20 protein-coding genes are annotated in these 18,086 nt (G+C 64.0%); 6 read left to right on the plus strand and 14 right to left on the minus strand.

What is annotated here, in order from left to right; genetic code table 11:
• Positions 1-47 precede the first annotated feature (47 nt).
• Together HWV23_RS15850 and HWV23_RS15855 are read left to right on the plus strand one after the other, a co-directional pair.
• Complete coding sequence (locus tag HWV23_RS15850) at positions 48-1,157, plus strand: glycosyltransferase family 2 protein (RefSeq protein WP_178291353.1); 1,110 nt, start codon at positions 48-50, stop codon at positions 1,155-1,157.
• A 45-nt stretch (positions 1,158-1,202) separates the two neighbouring features.
• The gene (locus HWV23_RS15855; RefSeq protein WP_178291354.1) at positions 1,203-2,108 is read left to right on the plus strand and encodes a polysaccharide deacetylase family protein; all 906 of its coding nucleotides are present in this window, start codon (positions 1,203-1,205) and stop codon (positions 2,106-2,108) included.
• 18 nt (positions 2,109-2,126) lie between these two features.
• Here the strand turns inward: HWV23_RS15855 and HWV23_RS15860 are convergent, their stop codons facing one another.
• The 9 genes from HWV23_RS15860 to HWV23_RS15900 all read right to left on the minus strand — a co-directional run bounded on the left by HWV23_RS15860 (position 2,127) and on the right by HWV23_RS15900 (position 10,848).
• Positions 2,127-3,626: a flippase gene (locus HWV23_RS15860; RefSeq protein ID WP_178291355.1), complete on the minus strand. Its 1,500-nt coding sequence runs from the start codon at positions 3,624-3,626 to the stop codon at positions 2,127-2,129.
• A gap of 283 nt (positions 3,627-3,909) precedes the next feature.
• Positions 3,910-4,605, minus strand: a complete 696-nt coding sequence (locus HWV23_RS15865) for an HAD family hydrolase (RefSeq protein ID WP_178291356.1) — start codon at positions 4,603-4,605, stop codon at positions 3,910-3,912.
• Positions 4,602-5,720, minus strand: a complete 1,119-nt coding sequence (locus HWV23_RS15870) for an ATP-grasp domain-containing protein (protein WP_178291357.1) — start codon at positions 5,718-5,720, stop codon at positions 4,602-4,604. Before HWV23_RS15870 ends, HWV23_RS15865 begins: the two co-directional genes overlap by 4 nt.
• Positions 5,721-6,824 carry a glycosyltransferase family 2 protein gene (locus tag HWV23_RS15875; protein WP_178291358.1) on the minus strand — a complete coding sequence of 368 codons (1,104 nt, stop codon included), beginning with the start codon at positions 6,822-6,824 and terminating at the stop codon, positions 5,721-5,723.
• Between the two features lie 63 nt (positions 6,825-6,887).
• Positions 6,888-7,622, minus strand: coding sequence for a polysaccharide deacetylase family protein (locus HWV23_RS15880; protein WP_178291359.1), 735 nt, complete (start codon positions 7,620-7,622; stop codon positions 6,888-6,890).
• A gap of 75 nt (positions 7,623-7,697) precedes the next feature.
• Complete coding sequence (locus HWV23_RS15885) at positions 7,698-8,294, minus strand: metal-dependent hydrolase (protein ID WP_178291360.1); 597 nt, start codon at positions 8,292-8,294, stop codon at positions 7,698-7,700.
• A gap of 11 nt (positions 8,295-8,305) precedes the next feature.
• Positions 8,306-9,400 (minus strand): DegT/DnrJ/EryC1/StrS family aminotransferase, encoded by a 1,095-nt coding sequence (locus HWV23_RS15890; protein WP_178291694.1) that lies wholly within the window; start codon positions 9,398-9,400, stop codon positions 8,306-8,308.
• A gap of 2 nt (positions 9,401-9,402) precedes the next feature.
• Positions 9,403-9,987 carry an acyltransferase gene (locus HWV23_RS15895; RefSeq protein ID WP_178291361.1) on the minus strand — a complete coding sequence of 195 codons (585 nt, stop codon included), beginning with the start codon at positions 9,985-9,987 and terminating at the stop codon, positions 9,403-9,405.
• A 219-nt stretch (positions 9,988-10,206) separates the two neighbouring features.
• Positions 10,207-10,848 (minus strand): DUF7344 domain-containing protein, encoded by a 642-nt coding sequence (locus tag HWV23_RS15900; RefSeq protein WP_211693276.1) that lies wholly within the window; start codon positions 10,846-10,848, stop codon positions 10,207-10,209.
• Between the two features lie 607 nt (positions 10,849-11,455).
• Here HWV23_RS15900 and HWV23_RS15905 point away from each other — a divergent pair.
• The gene (locus HWV23_RS15905; protein ID WP_178291362.1) at positions 11,456-12,013 is read left to right on the plus strand and encodes a helix-turn-helix transcriptional regulator; all 558 of its coding nucleotides are present in this window, start codon (positions 11,456-11,458) and stop codon (positions 12,011-12,013) included.
• A 2-nt stretch (positions 12,014-12,015) separates the two neighbouring features.
• Here HWV23_RS15905 and HWV23_RS15910 read toward each other — a convergent pair whose 3' ends face one another.
• Together HWV23_RS15910 and HWV23_RS15915 are read right to left on the minus strand one after the other, a co-directional pair.
• Entirely contained in the window at positions 12,016-12,234 is a 219-nt protein-coding gene (locus HWV23_RS15910; protein ID WP_178291363.1) for a hypothetical protein, read from the minus strand.
• Between the two features lie 327 nt (positions 12,235-12,561).
• Entirely contained in the window at positions 12,562-12,858 is a 297-nt protein-coding gene (locus HWV23_RS15915; RefSeq protein WP_178291364.1) for a HalOD1 output domain-containing protein, read from the minus strand.
• Between the two features lie 612 nt (positions 12,859-13,470).
• Here HWV23_RS15915 and HWV23_RS15920 point away from each other — a divergent pair.
• Positions 13,471-13,746 (plus strand): winged helix-turn-helix domain-containing protein, encoded by a 276-nt coding sequence (locus tag HWV23_RS15920; protein WP_178291365.1) that lies wholly within the window; start codon positions 13,471-13,473, stop codon positions 13,744-13,746.
• 360 nt (positions 13,747-14,106) lie between these two features.
• On the opposite strand, the gene HWV23_RS15925 is transcribed toward HWV23_RS15920, so the two are convergent.
• Both HWV23_RS15925 and HWV23_RS15930 read right to left on the minus strand, forming a co-directional pair.
• Positions 14,107-14,319, minus strand: coding sequence for a hypothetical protein (locus HWV23_RS15925; RefSeq protein WP_178291366.1), 213 nt, complete (start codon positions 14,317-14,319; stop codon positions 14,107-14,109).
• A 344-nt stretch (positions 14,320-14,663) separates the two neighbouring features.
• Entirely contained in the window at positions 14,664-14,858 is a 195-nt protein-coding gene (locus HWV23_RS15930) for a hypothetical protein (protein ID WP_178291367.1), read from the minus strand.
• 247 nt (positions 14,859-15,105) lie between these two features.
• On the opposite strand from HWV23_RS15930, the gene HWV23_RS15935 reads away from it, so the two are divergent.
• Positions 15,106-15,762: a helix-turn-helix domain-containing protein gene (locus HWV23_RS15935; RefSeq protein ID WP_178291368.1), complete on the plus strand. Its 657-nt coding sequence runs from the start codon at positions 15,106-15,108 to the stop codon at positions 15,760-15,762.
• An 85-nt stretch (positions 15,763-15,847) separates the two neighbouring features.
• On the plus strand, positions 15,848-16,306 hold the full coding sequence (locus HWV23_RS15940) for a YbhB/YbcL family Raf kinase inhibitor-like protein (RefSeq protein ID WP_178291369.1): 459 nt from the start codon (positions 15,848-15,850) through the stop codon (positions 16,304-16,306).
• Positions 16,307-16,315: 9 nt separating this feature from the next.
• Here the strand turns inward: HWV23_RS15940 and HWV23_RS15945 are convergent, their stop codons facing one another.
• Positions 16,316-18,061, minus strand: coding sequence for an alpha/beta hydrolase (locus tag HWV23_RS15945; RefSeq protein WP_178291370.1), 1,746 nt, complete (start codon positions 18,059-18,061; stop codon positions 16,316-16,318).
• Positions 18,062-18,086: the final 25 nt, after the last annotated feature.

Raw genomic sequence — 18,086 nt, forward strand, 5'->3', positions numbered from 1 at the left:
CACCGGCGAATCGCCGAGATACAACCCCGAAACGAGGTTCTCCAGACGTGACGATATCCGAGTTGGCCGACCACGACGGCGACGCCGCTCCACAACTGTCGGTCGTTATCATCGCCTACAACGAGGAAGACCGGATTCGAGAGTGCATCGAGTCCGTCTTCGATGCCTGTCGGGACGTCGATGGGTTCGAGGTCATCCTCGTCGATTCGAATTCGACCGACCGGACAGTTGAGTACGCGACGGAGTATCCGATTACGGTCCTTCGGATACCCTCCGATGACCTGACCACGCCCAGCGCGGGGCGCTACGTCGGCACACACGTTGCCAGCGCCGAGCGGATCCTCTTCGTCGATGGGGATATGGAGTTGACCGAGACGTGGCTCCCTGAGGCGATGGCATATCTGGCGGCCCACGATGACGTCGCTGCGGTCGAAGGCTGTCTCAATAACTCGACGCAGACGGGTATCTCGGAAGCCGACAAGCTCGGCGGTGCCATGCTCTCGGATGCCGAAGCCCTCGACGAGATCGGTGGGTTCGACCCGTACCTCCGCAGCAACGAGGATATCGACGTGGGGTTTCGACTCAGGGCGGCCGGCTATCGACTGGTTCGTCTCCCGGAGGTATCGGTGATACATCCCGAGGACGATACGATATCCGAACCCATCCGCCGCTGGGGGCATGGATACTACATCGGCCAGGGCCAGATACTTCGGAGCCGGCTCGATTCGCCAACGATACTGAGATGGCAACTCCGGCGGCAGCGGTACAAACTGGGGCTTCTGGCCTGGCTTTCTGCGGGTGTCGTTTCGCTGTTCGTCGCGCCGCTGCTGTTGCTGTGGACGCTACTGTCCCTGCTCGGATTCGGTATCGTCGCCTCCAGACGGGGGGTGATGCGGTCGGTTACCATCCTCACCGCGAAAACGCTCGGAATTGCTGGGCTGTTTATCGGCCTGACTCGACCGATACCGCCAGCCGAGGAATACCCGCTTTCGGCAGTCGAGGTGGTCGCAACTGGTCGGACGCTCGCGGGACCAGCGCGGAACGGGGAGGGAACCGGGGATGAGGACGGGTCCCCGGAAGGAGAAACGACTGCCGGGGACGAGAAATACGCCGCTGGAAACCGGGACGATGACGCCGGTAAATCGGTGGATAACTAAGCAAATTCGGAAACTCCCCGAGGCCATGACCGGAGTGATCTCGTAGTGGGGTCCGTCGTCTTCTCCATCGATGCGGAACTCGGCTGGGGTTTTCACGACTACTCCAACCCGCCGACCGACCGCATCGAATCCGCTCGTCCCGGATGGAAGACGCTCCTCGAAATCTTCGAAACGTACAACGTGCCCGCGACGTGGGCCGTCGTCGGCCATCTCCTTCTGGAGGACTGCAATGGCATCCACGCCGACCATCCGGCCGTCGACGGCTGGTTCGCCCGCGAGCGCGGCGCGTGGCGCGACCGGCGGGACCTCCGGTTCGGTCCCGACCTCGTCGAAGCCATCGCCGAAGCCGACGCCGGCCACGAAATCGGCTGCCATTCCTTCTCGCACGTTCTCTTCGACGACCCCCGAACCACCCGCGATATCGCGCGGGCCGAACTGGAAACCGCCATCGAGGTCGCCCGGACGTTCGACATCGAGTACGAATCGTTCGTCTTCCCGCGGAACGCGGTCGGCCACCGGGAGTTGCTCGCCGAAACCGGGTTTTCCTGTTATCGCGGGGCGGCCGACCCACCCGAGAGCCGCCTGCGCCGGCCCTTAGAGAAACTCTTGGCGACTATCGACCCCCAACGCGTCGAACTGGTCGAACCGACCGTGGACAAGCACGGCCTCGTAGACGTGCCGCCGTCGCTTTTCTGTTTCAGGTTCGAAGGAATGCCCCGCGCCGTCGTCGAGACGCTCGCCGAGGACCCCATCGTCCGGCAGGCCAAACACGCCATCGACCGTGCCAGCCGCACCGACGGGGTCTTCCACGCGTGGCTTCACCCGAACAACCTCCAGGCCGAGCGGGATGCCCGGCGGATGGAATCGATTATCGCATACGCGGCCGAAAAACAAGCGACGTCGGACCTGCGGATAGAGACGATGGCCGACGTCGCAGAACGGGCGCAGTAGCGGTAAGCTATCCAGCGACTACCCACCCGAATCGACGGCGAACTCGTAGGGGATGGGCAACTGGTCGAGGATGCCGACGATTTCGTCGACGTCGAGGGCGCCGGTCAAAATAGCGGCACCGCCGTATCCCGCGGCCCCGACCACCGGGACGACGACGAGTGCCAGAACGTCGCTCGTAATCAGGCTATCGACGGCGAAAATGAGCAGGCCGGCGGTGACGGCGGTCGCGCCGATACGGACCGGCCGAATGTCGACGAGCGGGTCGTAGCCGATACGTCTGGCGGCCCACACGAGCAGCCCGAACATCGACCCGTAGGCGATGCTGGTGGCGACTGCGGCGCCGTTCATCCCGAATCGGGGGATGAGCGTCGCGTTCAGGGCGACGTTGAGCAACGCGGCGATGCTGACGGCGGCGATGAGCGTCTTCAGTTCTCCCGAGCCCTGACAGATGGCCTGTAGCGGGCGGGCGACCGCGAAACCGACCGCCCCCGGAAGCAACAGGAGAAGCGGCACCGTCGCCACCGTGAACGGGTCGCCGTAGTACAGCGGCACCACGCGGTCCGCGAGCGTGGCGAGACCGATGGCCATCAGAACCACTAGCAGGGCGGTATAGCGGGTGATTCGCCCGGAGAGTTCGGTTATCTGCTCCCGTTTGTCCTCGCTCCAGAGGTTCGAACTCGAATGGAGGAGGAGGGTCTGCAGGAGGATGGGGACGATCCAGATGTACTCCGCCAGCGACAGCGCCGCCTTGTAGTAGCCGGTCGCCTCGTCGCCGACGAGCGTCCTGACCATGACGACGTCGACGTGGAACAGCGACATCACCAGCAGGACCAGCACGATGTTGAGGCCGTTGAAGGAGAGAAACTCCCGGTACGGCACCCTCCCCGGCAACGTGAACAGCCGTCGAATCGAGATGCGTCGAAGGATGACAGTGCCCGCGATGAGCGCGACGAGGGCGTTGGCGACGATGTGGCCGACGAGCATGCCGAACACGCTGAAGCCGGCGAGAACGAGGCCGATGCCCAGCCCGACCGTGACCGTCTTCTTGAGGACGCCGAGTGGGCCCTTGATGTGTTCGAGGCCGAACCCGAGGACGGTGTGCATCGAGAGGCCGCGGAACTGGCCGACGAAGACGAACCCGGCGAGCACGTAGAAGTAGGTGGTAAAGCCCTCCCCGAAGAGGGCCGCGAAGCCGAGGCTGGTGAACGTCACGAGGACGATGACGCCGAGAACCGCCATACAGAACGCCAACACGAGGTAAAACTGGATGACGCGTTCGACCCACCCATCCTCGTCGCGTTCCTCGGCGACGAACTTCTGTACTCCCTCGGTGATGGCCGCGCTGATGGGAATCATATACAGCGAGTAAATCGAGAGCAACACGGCGTAGTCGCCGTAGTTGCCGGGGCCAAGCAGGCGGACGATAATCGGCGTCGAAATCACGGCGATAAGGGTCGCCAGCACCTTCGGCCCCAGCAGCGAGAGGAACCGACGGAAGAGCCGTGCGGTCCCGTTCATCGGTCCTGTGGCTCGGTGAGGCCCGGACGGGTCGGACGATGTCGCCCCGAGACGTTGGCGGGTGGCAGCAACGCGGGGCGAGGGCTATCCGTCCGGTCCGCCGTGGTGTGGGTGGGTGCTACCTGCTTCATCGTGGGTCGTCGTCCCGAGCGCGCCGCGTGCGCTCGTGATTCGTCGGTCCGAACGGTCCCGTTCGGGGTGTCGTCGCCGTTGGTCGTCCCGTTCTCCGTCGTTTCCGATTGGCCGTCCGACCGGGGCCACCCCCCGAAGCGGGCCGCCGTTCTCACCGTTCCTTCGAGAGGCTCTGGTTTTGGCGCGCGTGGTTAGCCGTGGCCAGGATATCCAGCAGGCAGTTCAGATGCCGGATATCGTGGTCGGGAGCGGATCGTTCGTCGACCGGTTCGATGTCGGTGTATCGGCCGCGGCGGACCCGGACTGTCGTCATCCCGAGGTCGTTGGGGGCGCGGAAGTCGCTCCGCGGGTCGTCGCCGACGTAGACGGCCGCCCGCGGAGACACCGACAGATTCGAGAGGACGTGCTCGAAGACGGTCGAATCCGTCTTCGAGCGACCGAGGTTCGGCGTGACGAGCACCTCGTCGAAGTACTCGCGAATGCCGAGTCGACGGAGTTTCGTGTGGCCCTCCCGGCCGTCGGTGATACAGCCGAGCTGGTAGTCCCCGTCGAGTTCGGACAGCACCGACTCGGTTTCGGGGTAGGGTTCGAGCGGGTCGGTGGCGCCGTGGTAGGCCTCGACCAGTTCGTCGACCAGTTCCGGTGCGAGGCCGTGGCGGTCGACCAGCGTATCGAAGGTGCCCTCGGAGAGGTCGTCCTCGAAGTAGATGTCGTACAGTTCCGCGTGGTACTGTCGACCGGTGAGCGCTTCGAGGTAATCGCCGGCCTCGTCGAGGCCGGCTTTCGCGTACCGAAGGTAATCGTAGAGCGTGTCGTCGAGGTCGAAACAGACGGCGTCGATTGTCATTGTGTCAGGTGCACCTCCTCGGGTTCGGAATCGACGTGGAACGTTCGCCCATCGGGCGACCGGAAGAGTTCCTGCCAGTAGCGGACCATATGCGTGCCCCACGCGATATCGACCGCCGGCAGTGACTCCCCGAGAGCGTGTTTCACGCCGAGATACGGCATGTTCGCCCCGGCGCCGACACACATGACGATGGTCCCGGCGACGCGGGGGTTGATTTCGATTACTTTCGGTTCGCCATCGGCGTCGTACTTGAACTGGATGTTGACGTTGTACTCCAGGCCGAGACTTCGACTGATGTCGGCGGCCTCGGCGATGAGGTCCTCGCGCTGCTCGACGGTTCCCTCGAAAGTGATGCCCGCGCGGGTTCGCGACCGGGAGCGCGGGACGACCGGGCCGACGCTGTCGCCCATCGCGAGGACGTCGACGCTGTATTCCTCGCCGGGCAGGTACTCCATGACGGCCAACTCCGGGAACTCCTCGGCCGACGAGAGGACCGGCAGGACCTCATCCAGCGTCGTGACGGCGCTGTTGGGCTTTTCCTCAAGTAGGCGCGTCAGTCGGTCGGTCCGCTCGTCGAGGACGCGGAATCCGCGCATTCCGCTGGCGACGGGCGGCTTGAAACAGACCGGCCGCTCGGGGTAGCCGAGTTCCTCGACGGCCGCGACGAACTCGGCTTCGGTGTCGACGCGGTGGTAGGCCGGCGCCGACTCGAAGCCCTCCTCGGCGAGGAACCCGTAGAGTTTCCCCTTGTCGTTAGCGACGTCGAGGACATCGGGGTCCGAGACCATGATGGTGGCCTCGAAGGCGTCGCGGTTGGCCGCGAGCGGCTCGATTTCGTCCGTCGTCAGCGGGAGGATGACGTCGGCGTCGACCCGGTCGGCGACTTCGGCCATCCGGGGGATGTACGCCTCGTCGGTGCCTGCGGGAACGATGTAACTCTCGTCGACGAGCGCGAACCCGTAGGCTTCCGAATCCATGTCGACGCCGACGATTCGGACGTCCCGTTCGTCGGTCGCCCGGAGGCTCCTGACGATGCCGGAGGCGCCGGGTGCGCCGGCGCCGGTCATCAGGACCGTCAGTTCGCCGTCCGCCGATTGTGATGTGTTTCGGCTCATCTATTGCTCCGTGGGCATGATGCTTTCTGCGGCGTTGCTCGTTTCGTCGCGGGCGTCGGTTCCGTCCGCAGTCGCGTCCGTGTCGGCACCGGTGGCGGGGGCGTCGGCTTGGGTTTCCCCCGAATCGTCGTCGGGCGCGACCTGCGTCTCCAGGTGGTCGCTGTTCTCGTGGTCGAGGATGGACGCCGACAGGAACGTGAGGAGGCCGGCGGTCGTCGCGAGCGTCCAGGTCCCGCTTTCGCCGTCGCGGGAGAGTACGGATTTCAGCAGGCCGAGACCGCTGAGCGTCGAGATGACCATGCCGAGAACGTACAGCGGCGCGATGGGGCTGTACCCCGTCATGAGGTACTTCCGCTGGAGTCGCCACAGGAAACTCCGGAAGAGCATCCCCGAGACGCGGGGGATGTATTCGGTGTAGTCGATGTGGCTCTTCCAGCCCTCGCTGTAGGCGTATTCGGAGGACCGTGGCACGTCCGCGACCCGGACGTCCGCCGCGTTGAGACGCACGAGCAGGTCGTTGCAGTAGCCGTAATACTCGTACATCCCGTCGATTTCGGTCCGCTCCAGCGCCGACAGCGAGATGGCGGTGTAGCCGTTCTGGGAGTCCATCGTCTCCCAGTAGCCGCTGGCGATTTTGGTGAGATACGAGAGAACGACGTTGCCCAGCAGCCGGAATCGGGGCATCTCCGCCCAGTCTTCGGGGCGGGCAAAGCGGTTGCCCTTGGTGTAGTCGGCGACCCCGTCGGCGATGGGGTCGAGATACCGCGTGAGCACCTCGGGGTTCATCTGGTCGTCGCCGCCGAGGACGGCCGTGGCGTCGATTCCCTCCTCGCGGGCGTGCTCGTAGCCGGTCTTGATGGCGCCGCCGACGCCGCGGTTTTCCTCGTGGCGAATCGGGACGACGAGGTCCTCGAAGTGGCCGTCGTGAACCTCGTTTCGCGCGTCGCTGTGTTCCTGTATCTCCGCCCAGGTCCCGTCGGTCGACCCGTCGTCGATGATGTAGGCGCGGTCGACGAAGTCGGGCAACTCGGCGATGACGTCGCCGACGAACCCCTCCTCGTTGTAGGCGGGGACGACCACGGCGACGGTCATCTCCCTATACATGGCGGAGTCCCTCGGATGCTGTCGGTTGGTTTCGGCGCTGTGCGTCGGCCGTCGTATCGACCATCAGTTGGTACCTCCGTTCATGAACTCTCGGCGGGCGTTTCGGCTGGCGTGACTGCAGGTGTGGCTTACGGCCATCTCGATACGTTTGTCGAAACTCGCGTCTTCTTCGCCCCACAACCCCGGATGGGTGAGTATCTGCATCGTCTCGGGGAGGGCCTCCAGCGGCGGCGGGTCGTCCCGCCAGCGCTGGCTGGAGTCGGCGATGTAGTCGATGTCCGTGAAGAACCCCGGCCCGTAGGTGTTCTGGAAGCCGTCGAAGTCGTAATCGAGGACCCACGACGGCGGCCGGTGGAAGGAGACCGTTTCGGTCGGCGGGACGACGGTCTCCAGGATTGCGCGTTCCTCGGCGACCCGGGTTTCGAGGTCGGCTTCCTCCGGCGGTGATTCGGCGGGCCAGTACTCGTGGGTGCTGAAATGCAGCGCCACCTCGTGGCCCAGCGAATCGATTTTCTGGAGGGATTCACGGTGTTCGCCTTCGAGCGGGTTGTATAGCGGCGACGTGAGCAGCACGCAGTACGTCGACGTGACGCCGAGGTCGGCCTCGATTTGGGCCATCTCCACCGCGGCGTCTATCCGCAGGTCCACGTCGTGGCGGAGGGCGACGTCGCCGTCGCCGAGCTCCCCCGAGAACGTCCGGAAGTCGTAGCCGTCGCCGAGCAATCGCTGGAGGAACTGGCGATACCAGCGATGCGTGAACTCGACCCCCTCGAGCAGTTGTGTGGCTTGTTCGACCATTCCGGGTCGTTCGAGGTGAGGACGTGGGGTAGTAATGAATCGCCTACGCGGGCGCGAGGCCGGATTATGACCTGCCTACCGGCCGACGCTACGGATGCGCGCCCCGACCGCGCTGACCGCCCGGACGACGGGTGTGAGTCCGGGCGTGCCGTCCCAGAGCCAGACCGCGACGGTCCCGAGCGGGAGCAGGAGGTAGAGCACGAGAAGGGTGAGGGTGTCCATCGCCGCGAGCGAGGTGAGGAACTCCCCGAGGTACGCCAGCCCGCGGCCGAGGCCGAGGTCCTGTTCGTAGGGCGTCCGGGGAACGACCGGCCAGAGAACCCGGGCCGGGAGCGGGGCGATGCCGTACCGAAGCGGGTCGAAGACGTCGGCAGCCAGATGTGACCAGTAGCCAACGACGAAGGCGATGCCGACCTGCGTTCGCCCGGCGCGGGCGCTCCAGACGAGTAGGCCGACCCCAAGTGGAGCCGCGAGAAAGACCGAGTGACCGAGCGCGTAGCCGGTCGGAAACAGGCCGAGCCCCCAGGAGAGCGGCTTGTCGAGGAGGTCCGGAAACTGGGTGGCGACCGCCAGAGCCAGCACGGCGAGGTCGGCCGGCGGGTCCCGACCCAGGGCGCGAAGCGACAGCGAGTAGAGTAGATAGCCCAGCGCCGCGTGCTCCCAGGGCCACATTCAGGGGGCCCTCACAGCGGCGTTCGGTTCCGGGGCGTGCCGAGCGCTTCGACGATACGGTCGAGGTCGGCTTCGCTCAGGCCGGGGTGGACCGGCAGCGACAGCACCTCGTCGGCGGCCGTTTCGGCGGCCGGCGTCTCGGCGTCGAATCCCTCGTAGGCGCCGAGTTCGTGAATCGGCGTCGGATAGTAGACCCCCGAGTCCACGCCCTCGTCGGCGAGGTGTTCTTTGAGTTCCTCGCGGTCCTCGGCCCGGACCGTATACTGGTGGTAGGCGTGATTGGTGCCGTCGGGTTCGACGGGGGCGTCGATGCCGACGACGTCGTCCAGCGCCGCGGTCAGCCGTCGGGCGTTCTGCCGTCGGCGTTTCACCCACTCGGGGAGGCGTTCCAGCTGGACTCGGCCGATGGCGGCGGCGATGCTCGTCATCCGGTAGTTGTGGCCCACTCGCGTGTGGGCGTAGGCGTCGTCGCCGGTCCGGCCGTGGTTGATGTAACTGGCGACCCGCTCGGCGACGCGGTTGTCGTCGGTGAGTATCATCCCGCCCTCCCCGGTGGTCATGTTCTTGGTCGGGTAAAAGGAGAACGCGGCGGCGTCCCCGAAGGTGCCGACCGACTGACCCCGGTAGGTGGCGCCGTGGGCCTGCGCGCAGTCCTCGATGAGGTCGACGTCCTCGTCGGCTGCGATGTCCTGGAAGGCGTGCATGTCGGCGGGCAGGCCGTAGAGGTGAACGACCAGTATGGCGTCGGCGTCGTGTTCGCGGACGGCGCGTTCGGCGGCGGAGGGGTCGAGATTGTACGTCAGCGGGTCGATATCGGCGAAGACGGGCGTCGCGCCGGCCAGTCGAATCGCGTTCGCGCTGGCGACGAAGGAAAGCGGCGTGGTGACGACGGTGTCACCCTCGCCGATATCGAGGGCTTCGAGGGCGGCATGGAGCGCGGCGGTGCCGTTGGCGGTGCCGACGGCGTGGTCGGCCCCGCAGTAGTCGGCGAACTCGGTCTCGAAGCGGCGGACTTCGGGGCCGTCGGCGACCATCCCGTCTTCGAGGACGGTGCGGACGGCGTCTATCTCCTCGGTCTCGAAGCGTGGGTCGGAAAGCGAGATCATACTCATGCTATCAGGTTCTCCGGCGGCAGGCGCTCGGGCAGCGGGCGGTGTTCGGCGGGGACGCCGACGGCGAGCGTCTCCGGCGGGACGTCGTCGATGACGACGGCACCGGCGGCGACGAAGGCACCTTCACCGACGGTGACGTCCGGGAGAATCGTCGCGTTCGCGCCGACCGAGACGTCGTCCTCGATGGTCGGGCCTTCGAGGTCCACGTCGACCCGGAGCGGGTAGGGGTCGTTCGTCATGACCGCGTTCGGGCCGAGGAAGACCCGGTCGCCGATTTCGGTCTCGGGTGGGACGTAGACGCCGGTCTGGATGCTCACGTTCGAGCCGACGGTCACCGCGCCGTCGAGGACCGACTTCGTCCCGAGGACGACGTCGTCGCCGATGGTCGTGTCTTCGCGCACGAGCGCGTCGTGGCCGGTGACGAACCCATCGCCGATCGTCACGCCGGCGTAGATTTTCGTTCCGGAACGAACGGTCGCGTCGTCGCCGATGACGGCCGGGCCGACCTCGCTGTCGTACTCGTAGCCGACGGTGGCCCCCTCGTCGATGTGGACGTTCGACCCCAGTTCGGCGCTCGTCATCCGTTCACCGTCGGAACGATGCGTTGCATGGCTGATTCAGTCGAGAGTGATGGTATCGATAGCATTGCTGTTTCCGTGTTTCGAGGGCCAAACCGCGCCCTCGGCGGGGAAGCGTAATCGTGAGGCAGGCTTTGTTATGCATCCCCTTCGGGCAGAGGAGGTGAGAAGGAAACGGGTCGTGGCCGGCGAGCGGTACTCGACGAGGAATCGGACGCGGGCTTATGCCTGAGCGTCGTCCGCGTCCTCCTCGTCGTTCCGTCGCAGCCAACTGATGTTCGCGATAGAGTACGTCGAGAAGGCGAGAATCGCGGTGGCGACCGCGAGGTCGACGACGGGAACCGTCGTCATCGGCTGCAACAGGAGCGCGACCCCGAGAACGAGCGCGCCCGCAAGCGACAGCGCCACCGAGTAGACGTGCCACGGCGGCTCGTCGGCCTCGTCGTCGGTATCGAGATACCGATAGAGCGAGTCGGCGTTCTCACCGAGTTCGATGACGCCGCGCGGTTTGTTGAACGAGATAACGCCGACCCCGTCCATCTTCGGCAGATGGCACTGATAGAGGCCCACGTAGACGCGCTTGCGCTCGCTGGAGGAAATCTGTCGGACGTCCTTGTCGTTCTCCCAGGCAGCGATCTGTTCGGCGACCTCGCTCAGCGAGACGCGCTCCTCGGCCTCGTAGAGGTATTTCAGCACGTATCGGCGTCGCTGGTTTTTCAGTATCCCGAACACCTGATCGAGCGGTAACGACTCCACACGCGAGTCGTCGGTCTCCCCAGCCTCGTCGGCCATCGACTCGGAGTCGGCCTCCCCATCTTGGATCTCCGCGGGCAGTACCTCGTCGCTCGCGGACACCTCGTTCATTGTTTTTGACATCTTCCGCTCCCCCCTTTCTGGATACTTACCAAGGGATTCCGGATATTAATAGGTATATTACGACTGAACCGACGTGTTGCATAGCCAACTGGACTGTTCACCGGCTCGGCGTCGACGCTCCGACTCCGTGATGGACGCCCGCCCCGCGGCATCGGGGCGAACCGCCCTGCTGGCGTTCGGTTCGTGATCCGGTTCCGCTCTCTGAATCCGTGTGGTGTGTTGCGGTTCATGGCTTTGTAGTCCGCGAGACCCCATCCGTTCCCAATATGGAATCCCTATCGTTGATATGTTGAAGGCTCAATCCCCGTTACCGAGCCCCAGATTTCGGTACGACTATCCTGACACCACCTACCCTGTTTGTTATTGACCGCCTATGCGAGGATAGCCGCTTTTTTCGTTAGCGGAATCCCGGCGTCAAAACGGGATGGTTCCTTCTCGTTATTATTCGACATATCACATGTCTGTCTGAGAGAGTATGCTGGTCGTACCCTCGTTATCTAGGCCGTAACAAAGCATACACGACCAGACCACAGTAGTATGAGAGCGTCAACTCCGCTAGCCGAGTTCGAAAGGACAGGCATACACGGCAGGGAAAATGAGCTCTGACGCTGACACGTCCGGTGCGATGTCGCCGGATCTCGTCTTCGAGATACTCAGCAACACGCGCAGGCGGATGGTGTTGTATTACCTTCGTCAGCACGACGGGGTGGCGACCGTCAAGGAGCTCGCCGAACAGATCGCGGCGCTGGAAAACGACGTCGAGGTCGACGAGCTCCGCCGCCAGCAGCGAAAGCGGGTGTACGTCTCCCTTTATCAGACCCACGTGCCGAAACTGGAGGACGCAGGCATCATCGAATACGACGATTCCAGCGGCGAGGTACGACTTACGAACCGTGCAAACGAGTTCGATTCCTATCTGACACCGACGTCGGAACCGACGTATCGCTGGCGATTACACTATCTCGGTCTCGCGGTGGTTGGCGGCTTGCTGTTCGCTCTGTCCACCCTCGGGGTTCCGGGTCTGGCGGCGATTCCGACCGGCCTGCTGGGTATCGGGCTGATGCTCGCCTTCGCGGTTTCGGCTGGCGTTCAGTACTGGCGACAGAAACAGCGTGAGCAGGAGATTCCCGCCGAACTACTGAAACACGACTAACCTCAGCGGCACTCGTCGAGCCGACAGACGCTGCCGGGGTCGGCGACCATGAACTCCTCGCTTTCGAGGTGGTCGGCCTCGCCCGGGAGAATCATGTAACTGCCACCCTTCTTCTCTTCGAGCTTGATGACCGTCAGCGGCTGGAGTTCGTAATCGAGGTCGGTATGCGAGTCCGGGTCCGAGGCAGCCTCCTCCCACGCCTCCCCGATAGAAGAATTCACTGTACCGACTCCTCGAGGTGCGTTCGGTAGAAAGACGCTACCGGCGCAGAATACGTGGTAAGTGTTTGCTTCCCACAACTCGTCTGGTCGGGCCCGTTATCCATACCCCCGTTCTCGCTAATCACCGGAACTGCCTCCGTGTGCATACTGGGTAAGTGCCTCCTACTACAAATAACGGTTCTGGCGGGTTGTTTACCGGGTTGTTACGTCTACGTGTTCGTTCCGTATAGTTCGCTCCGTCGATACCACTGAGGAATACTGAGGGCCGGAGAAAGGGGGTTCGGGTCTGCAGGGACGAGACAGGGAACGACTACTCGCAGTGCGTTGTCAGGTTCTGATAGTTATCTCACCGCTGGCGGTGACGGTGAGCTGGTATTCGTCGACGGGGAACGTAACACAGCCACGGGGCGTGTCGGTCGTCGTAGTGAACAACTCGTCCAGGGCGTCCAGATCGATGGAATCGAAGACGACTGTATCGCCGTTTTCGACATCGTATCCTGGAAGCGACTCGAGAGACATGAGCACTGCCGTGCTCAGTTCCGTCTCGTCGAGGTTTGCGGTAGTTTGGTAGACTACTGTCCCGTCCATCGCTGTACAACTATCTCCCTTCCCGGCATGAGACATTATCGGTGTTTGGGGCCACAACTCATAAAAGCGTGTTGAAAGACTGGCAGCTAGTACGAAAGAAACACTCGCCTCAGGCCTTCTATTGCCGGATATATAGCCCTCAATACATCCTTGGCTCGAACATGTTCGGGGGTCGGTGATGTGCCCGCCACCTCGAACCCTCTGACCCCTTCGGCGCGGTGTGGCTGGCTCCGAACCGGTCGCCACCTTCGGCACGGGGTCCGGTGTCCCGCAGGGTTTCCTACTCCTTTCACGCGTGCGAGGGCACAAACCGGTCCGCGATGGCTGCCGACCGAGTTTCGCGGGATGATTACGGTCGTATTTCCCGAAAGGGGCCGGTAAGGTGAGCCTTTCGTCGCCCAGTATTCGTTTCACGGCGCTCGGCAAGACGGGGGGATGATTCGGTCCGCTGGTGGCGGTTTGAGGTTCTTACTCGAGATCTGGAGGGTTTGAACGGACGAAATGGCTATACAAGCGCGAGTGGGAATTACAGCATCGGCACCCGGACTTGTCGACTACCAACCCGCAGGCATTCGAACGTATCAGGTATCCACATGGGTATGACCACACAGCAAACCGCCTCCGAAGGAGAACGCGTACGGAGAACAGATGAGTGCTGACTGGGACGAGGTTAGCTACGTAATCAGTTCCTCGTATCGGGTCAAAGTGCTACAGCGACTGGCGGAATCGCCCGCGACGCCCTCCCGTATCGCCGAGGAGACCGACTGTCCTATCGCCCACATCTCGCGGGCGCTCCGCGGCCTCCGGGAGCGAGAGCTCGTCGACCTGCTCGTTTCGGAAGACCAACAAAAGGGTCGCGTCTACGGCATCACCGAACACGGCGAACACATCTGGGAGACCATCGAAGCACAGAACCTGGCGTAAGCACCGAACCGGCGGAACTACTCGTCTTCTCCGGGCATCAGTTGCTCCGGCGTGCGCTCGTAGGCCGGCGTCGATGCGAACTCTGCGATCCGGTCCAGGTCGTGCTCTGACAGGAATTCCGTCATAGACTGATAGTGTCGCTACGGGTGGATAGTAATGGACTACCTAGAGTAATCGTGACATACGGTATCACGAACTTCTGGAAATTCCGCGCATACATCTCATAGCCGGCCGTTTCCAAGAAATCTCCGCCGGTATTCCTCGTCTAACGGGGCGTGTATCGTGGTTTCCGCGGTCGTCGCAGCGCGGCCTCGTCGGGCTCTCGGGCTGCTCGGTGTGGGTGTCTTTCGGGGGAATCCGTCAGATGATGTCCTTCAGCGAGCGGAGGAGGTATCCCAGAATAACGCCGCTGAACAGGACGAGCGGACCGGCTGACATGCGCCCCTCGGAGACGAGAAACGCCATCCCGACGAACATTCCCAACACGATGAGAAGGGCGACGAGCAACACGGCGCCCCGGTATGCGGACAGTCCCGCCTCCTGTAGCCGCCGTCTGGTTCCGTCGGAAGACATGTCAGGACCGTCGGCCAACCGGGCCATAGTTATAGAGCATCAAATACCGCAGGCGTCAGGCGGCGGCCGCCGTTTTCTGCCGCGGCTACTGTCCCTCGGAGCCCCGCCTCGACTCGGCCGCCGACGCAGGGTGTCCTCGCGGAACGAAAGCGTCGGATATCGGCCGAATAATCCGTAACAACCGTATTACAATGGGCAACGGACGCATTGGTCCATGCGGAGGTCGGCTTCGGGCACCATCCGACGTGACCTCCGAACCCCCACCCCACCCCCACCCAATGACCCCGGACGAACCGCATGGTATCGTCCCGGGGTACTTTTTGTTACCAGCGGACTCGTACTGCTCACTCCTCGGTGTCGTCGCTGGCCTCCAGTTCGTAGACCATGACCTCGAAGTCCGGGGCTCCGTCGTCGGAACGGAACACCCAGGAGCCTTCCAGGTCGATGCTGCTTTCCAATGCCACAAGGAGGAGTTGGCCGAGGAGAGCCTCGAACTCCTCGGCGCTCGAAACGTCGTCGAAGGGCGACTCAGATGTCATAATGATTGTAGAAGGGACACGAACGGTGAGTCGATTAGCCGATTGTAACATAACGACCTACTCGAAATATGTCGTCGTCCCCGGATAACTCGCTCAGCAAAACACGTCCAACCTCTTCTGTGGTAACGCATACAAACCGAACGGGGATAGTAGTACCGAATGGCATGGTACACCAAGCATTTGAAAACAGGGGGCAAATGTCACTGGGGAGACTTTAACCGGGCCCGCAACGAACTACCGGTAATCGATGAGTGTCATCGTCGAGGCAACGCTCCCATCGACGTCCTTCGAGTTGGGGCGGATTCTACGGGTCGAGGGTGAGACCCACGTCACCCTCGAGACGATGGTCCCGCTCGGAGGCAAGCCTACCCCCTTCGTCCGCATTCAGGACCACGGGCGGGACTCCTTCGAGCAATCCGTCCGTGACCATCCCTCCGTCGGTGACATCACGCAGGTCAGCACCCACAACGGCGAAACGCTGTACGCGCTCGATTGGACCCCCTCTGAGGACTCGTTTTTCGAGAGGATTCGGGAGATGGACGCCGTCCTTCTGGGGGCAAGCGGCGGCGCCAACACCTGGGGAATCGAACTCCGGTTTCCGAGCCACGACGCGCTCTCGGAGTTCCGCGACTACTACGTCGAGGCGGGTATCAGCGTGACCGTCAACCGGATATATAACCCTACCAGCCCCGACGCTGGCCCGTGGTACGGCCTCACGCCGCCCCAGCGGGAGACGCTCATCTACGCGGTCGAAGCGGGCTACTACTCCCTGCCGCGCGGCATCTCAACGAAGGAACTCGCCGAGGAGTTCGACATCTCGGACCAAGCGGTCACCGAGCGCCTTCGACGCGGCATCACCGTACTGGTCGAGAACACGCTTCTAACCGACGAAACCGGAGAGTAGACACGGAGCCCATTCCGCTGGGACGGTCCCGCGACGGAGCGCCATCAATCATACATACGGTGGGCGAGAACACCCCGGACGTATAATGACCTTTGGATTGACAAGTCCCGCATTCGACGATGGCGCCCCGATACCCGAGAGGTACGGCTACGACGAGCGAAACGAGAACCCGCCGCTGGAAATCGAGGACGTCCCCGAGGAGACGGAGGCACTCGCGCTCATCGTCGACGACCCCGACGCCATCGAACCCGCGGGCAAGATCTGGGACCACTGGCTCGTCTGGGATATCAGCCCCGAGACGCGGACGATACCGGAAGACTGGGACCCCGCTCTCGCGGGCGCCACCGAGGGCGAAAACGACTTCGGCGAACGCGGCTACGGCGGCCCGAGCCCGCCCGACGGGGAACACACCTACCGGTTCGAACTCTACGCGCTGGACTCCGAACTCGGCCTGCCGGAATCGGCGGATGCCGACGCATTACGGGAGGAGATGGACGACCACGTCATCGAGAAGACGGTGCTCCACGGCACCTACACGCCGTAAGCGGCCTGCTTATTCGACCAGCGGCACGTCCACGCTGATGTTTTCGAACAGCACGGTCCCGGGCGTCCGGACCGACCCGTGGGCGAAGGACATGTCCGACACCGCGGAGATGGTCAGATAGAGGGTTTCGCCTTCCGGCACGTCGACGGCCACGCCGGGCAACTCGACGTTCCGGCTCTCGCCGACGACGGGGTCGGGTTCGCGGAGCGGCAGCATGTTGTTCTGGACGACCCGCGCCGTCGCGGGCGATTGCCCGACCGAGAGCGCGAAGAAGACCCGCTGGTCGACGCCGATGCTGGTCACGTCGGCACTCAACTCGGGGATGCCGCCGACCGTCAGTGGTCCCTCCGCGAGTTCGAGATGGATGGGCGTGCCCGCGCCGGTCGGGGTGGCTGCGGGGCCACCGTCCGCGCCGTCGGCCGCGTCGGCGACCGTTTCCGGGTCGTACTCGCCGGGGAAGCCCTCGCCGGTGGCGACGGTTCGGTCGTCGACGCCGCTTGCGTGGTCGATATCGAGGTTCCCCGACCCGTCGTTGGCGACGCCGAGGTCGATGCCGCTTGCCAGCGTCGTCCGATTCTCAAGGGAGTCCAGCGAGAGACAGCGACCGCCGTCGGCGGTCGTCAGCGAATAGGCCGACCCGACGAGGTCGCGGGCGTCGCCCGCGTCGTCCCGGACCGCCTCGAAGAACTGCAGGCGGAGTTCCGCGAATCCGGAACTTCGGATGACCTCCGTCCCGGAACTGGGAGCGTCCGTCGAACACGAGTCCTCGAAGTTGAGTTGCCCCGGCGGCAGGACGTTGGGCAGCGCGTGGCCGCCGTTGTAGGCGACGACGGCGCTCCGTTCGCGGGCACGGTCGGAAAGCGCCCGCTCGAAGTTCTGCCAGGCCTGATTGAGGTTGAACAGGTTGTCGCTGGTCCCCTGTCCGAAGAGGACGGGAATATCGAGTTGCAGGCCCTCCTCGACGAAGCCGCTCGGGCCGTGTCCGAAGAACCGCCCGTCGAGGTCCGAGATGCCCGGTATCTCGCCGTTCGGCCATTGGCCGGTCGTTATGCCGTAGGCGAAGCCACGGTGGACGTACTCGGGGACGTTGGGCGCGCCGAGGCCGTAGAGCGCCGCGACCCACGCCGAGCGCACGACGCCCCGCGGCGCGAGGGACTCGCTGAGGTCGAACCACGTTATCTGTGGTGCCAGCGCGTCGAAGCGTGTGTAACCCTTCTCCCGAATCTCGGTGAAGGCGCCGACCAGTTGATAGGCGCCGCCGTAACTGCCGCCGATAGCGAAGACCATCGGGTCGCTGGCCCGGCCTTCGGGTCGCGTGCCGGCGCTGCCCCTGCTTCGGGCGACCCAGTCGAGTTCCTCGACGTAATCGAGCACCGCGATGACGTCCCGCCCCTCCCGGTCGGGGTCCTGAACGTGGGCCTGCCCGCCCGATTCGCCGTGGCCCCGCTGGTCGAAACTCAGGACGCCGAAGCCGCGGTCCATCTCGACGGCGAAGGCGCCATCGCTGTTGGTCCGGGAACCTGACCACCCGTGGGAGTGGAGAATCATCGGCACGGGGTCGTCGGCGCTGGCGCCGGCCGGCTTATAAATGGTCATCGCGATATCGGTGCCGTCGTAGCTCTCGATGGTGACGTTCTCGCGAGTGTGGTCGCCATCACCGGCGACGGTGCCGACGCCGCCGAGGGCGAGGCTGCCGGCGGTCGCCGAGGAAAGTGCGAGCAGTCGTCGGCGACTCAGGTTCGGCCCGTCGGTCATCGCGTCTCACCTGCGAGCGGTGTGA

This window comes from Natronomonas halophila (assembly GCF_013391085.1).
Taxonomy (GTDB): domain Archaea; phylum Halobacteriota; class Halobacteria; order Halobacteriales; family Haloarculaceae; genus Natronomonas; species Natronomonas halophila.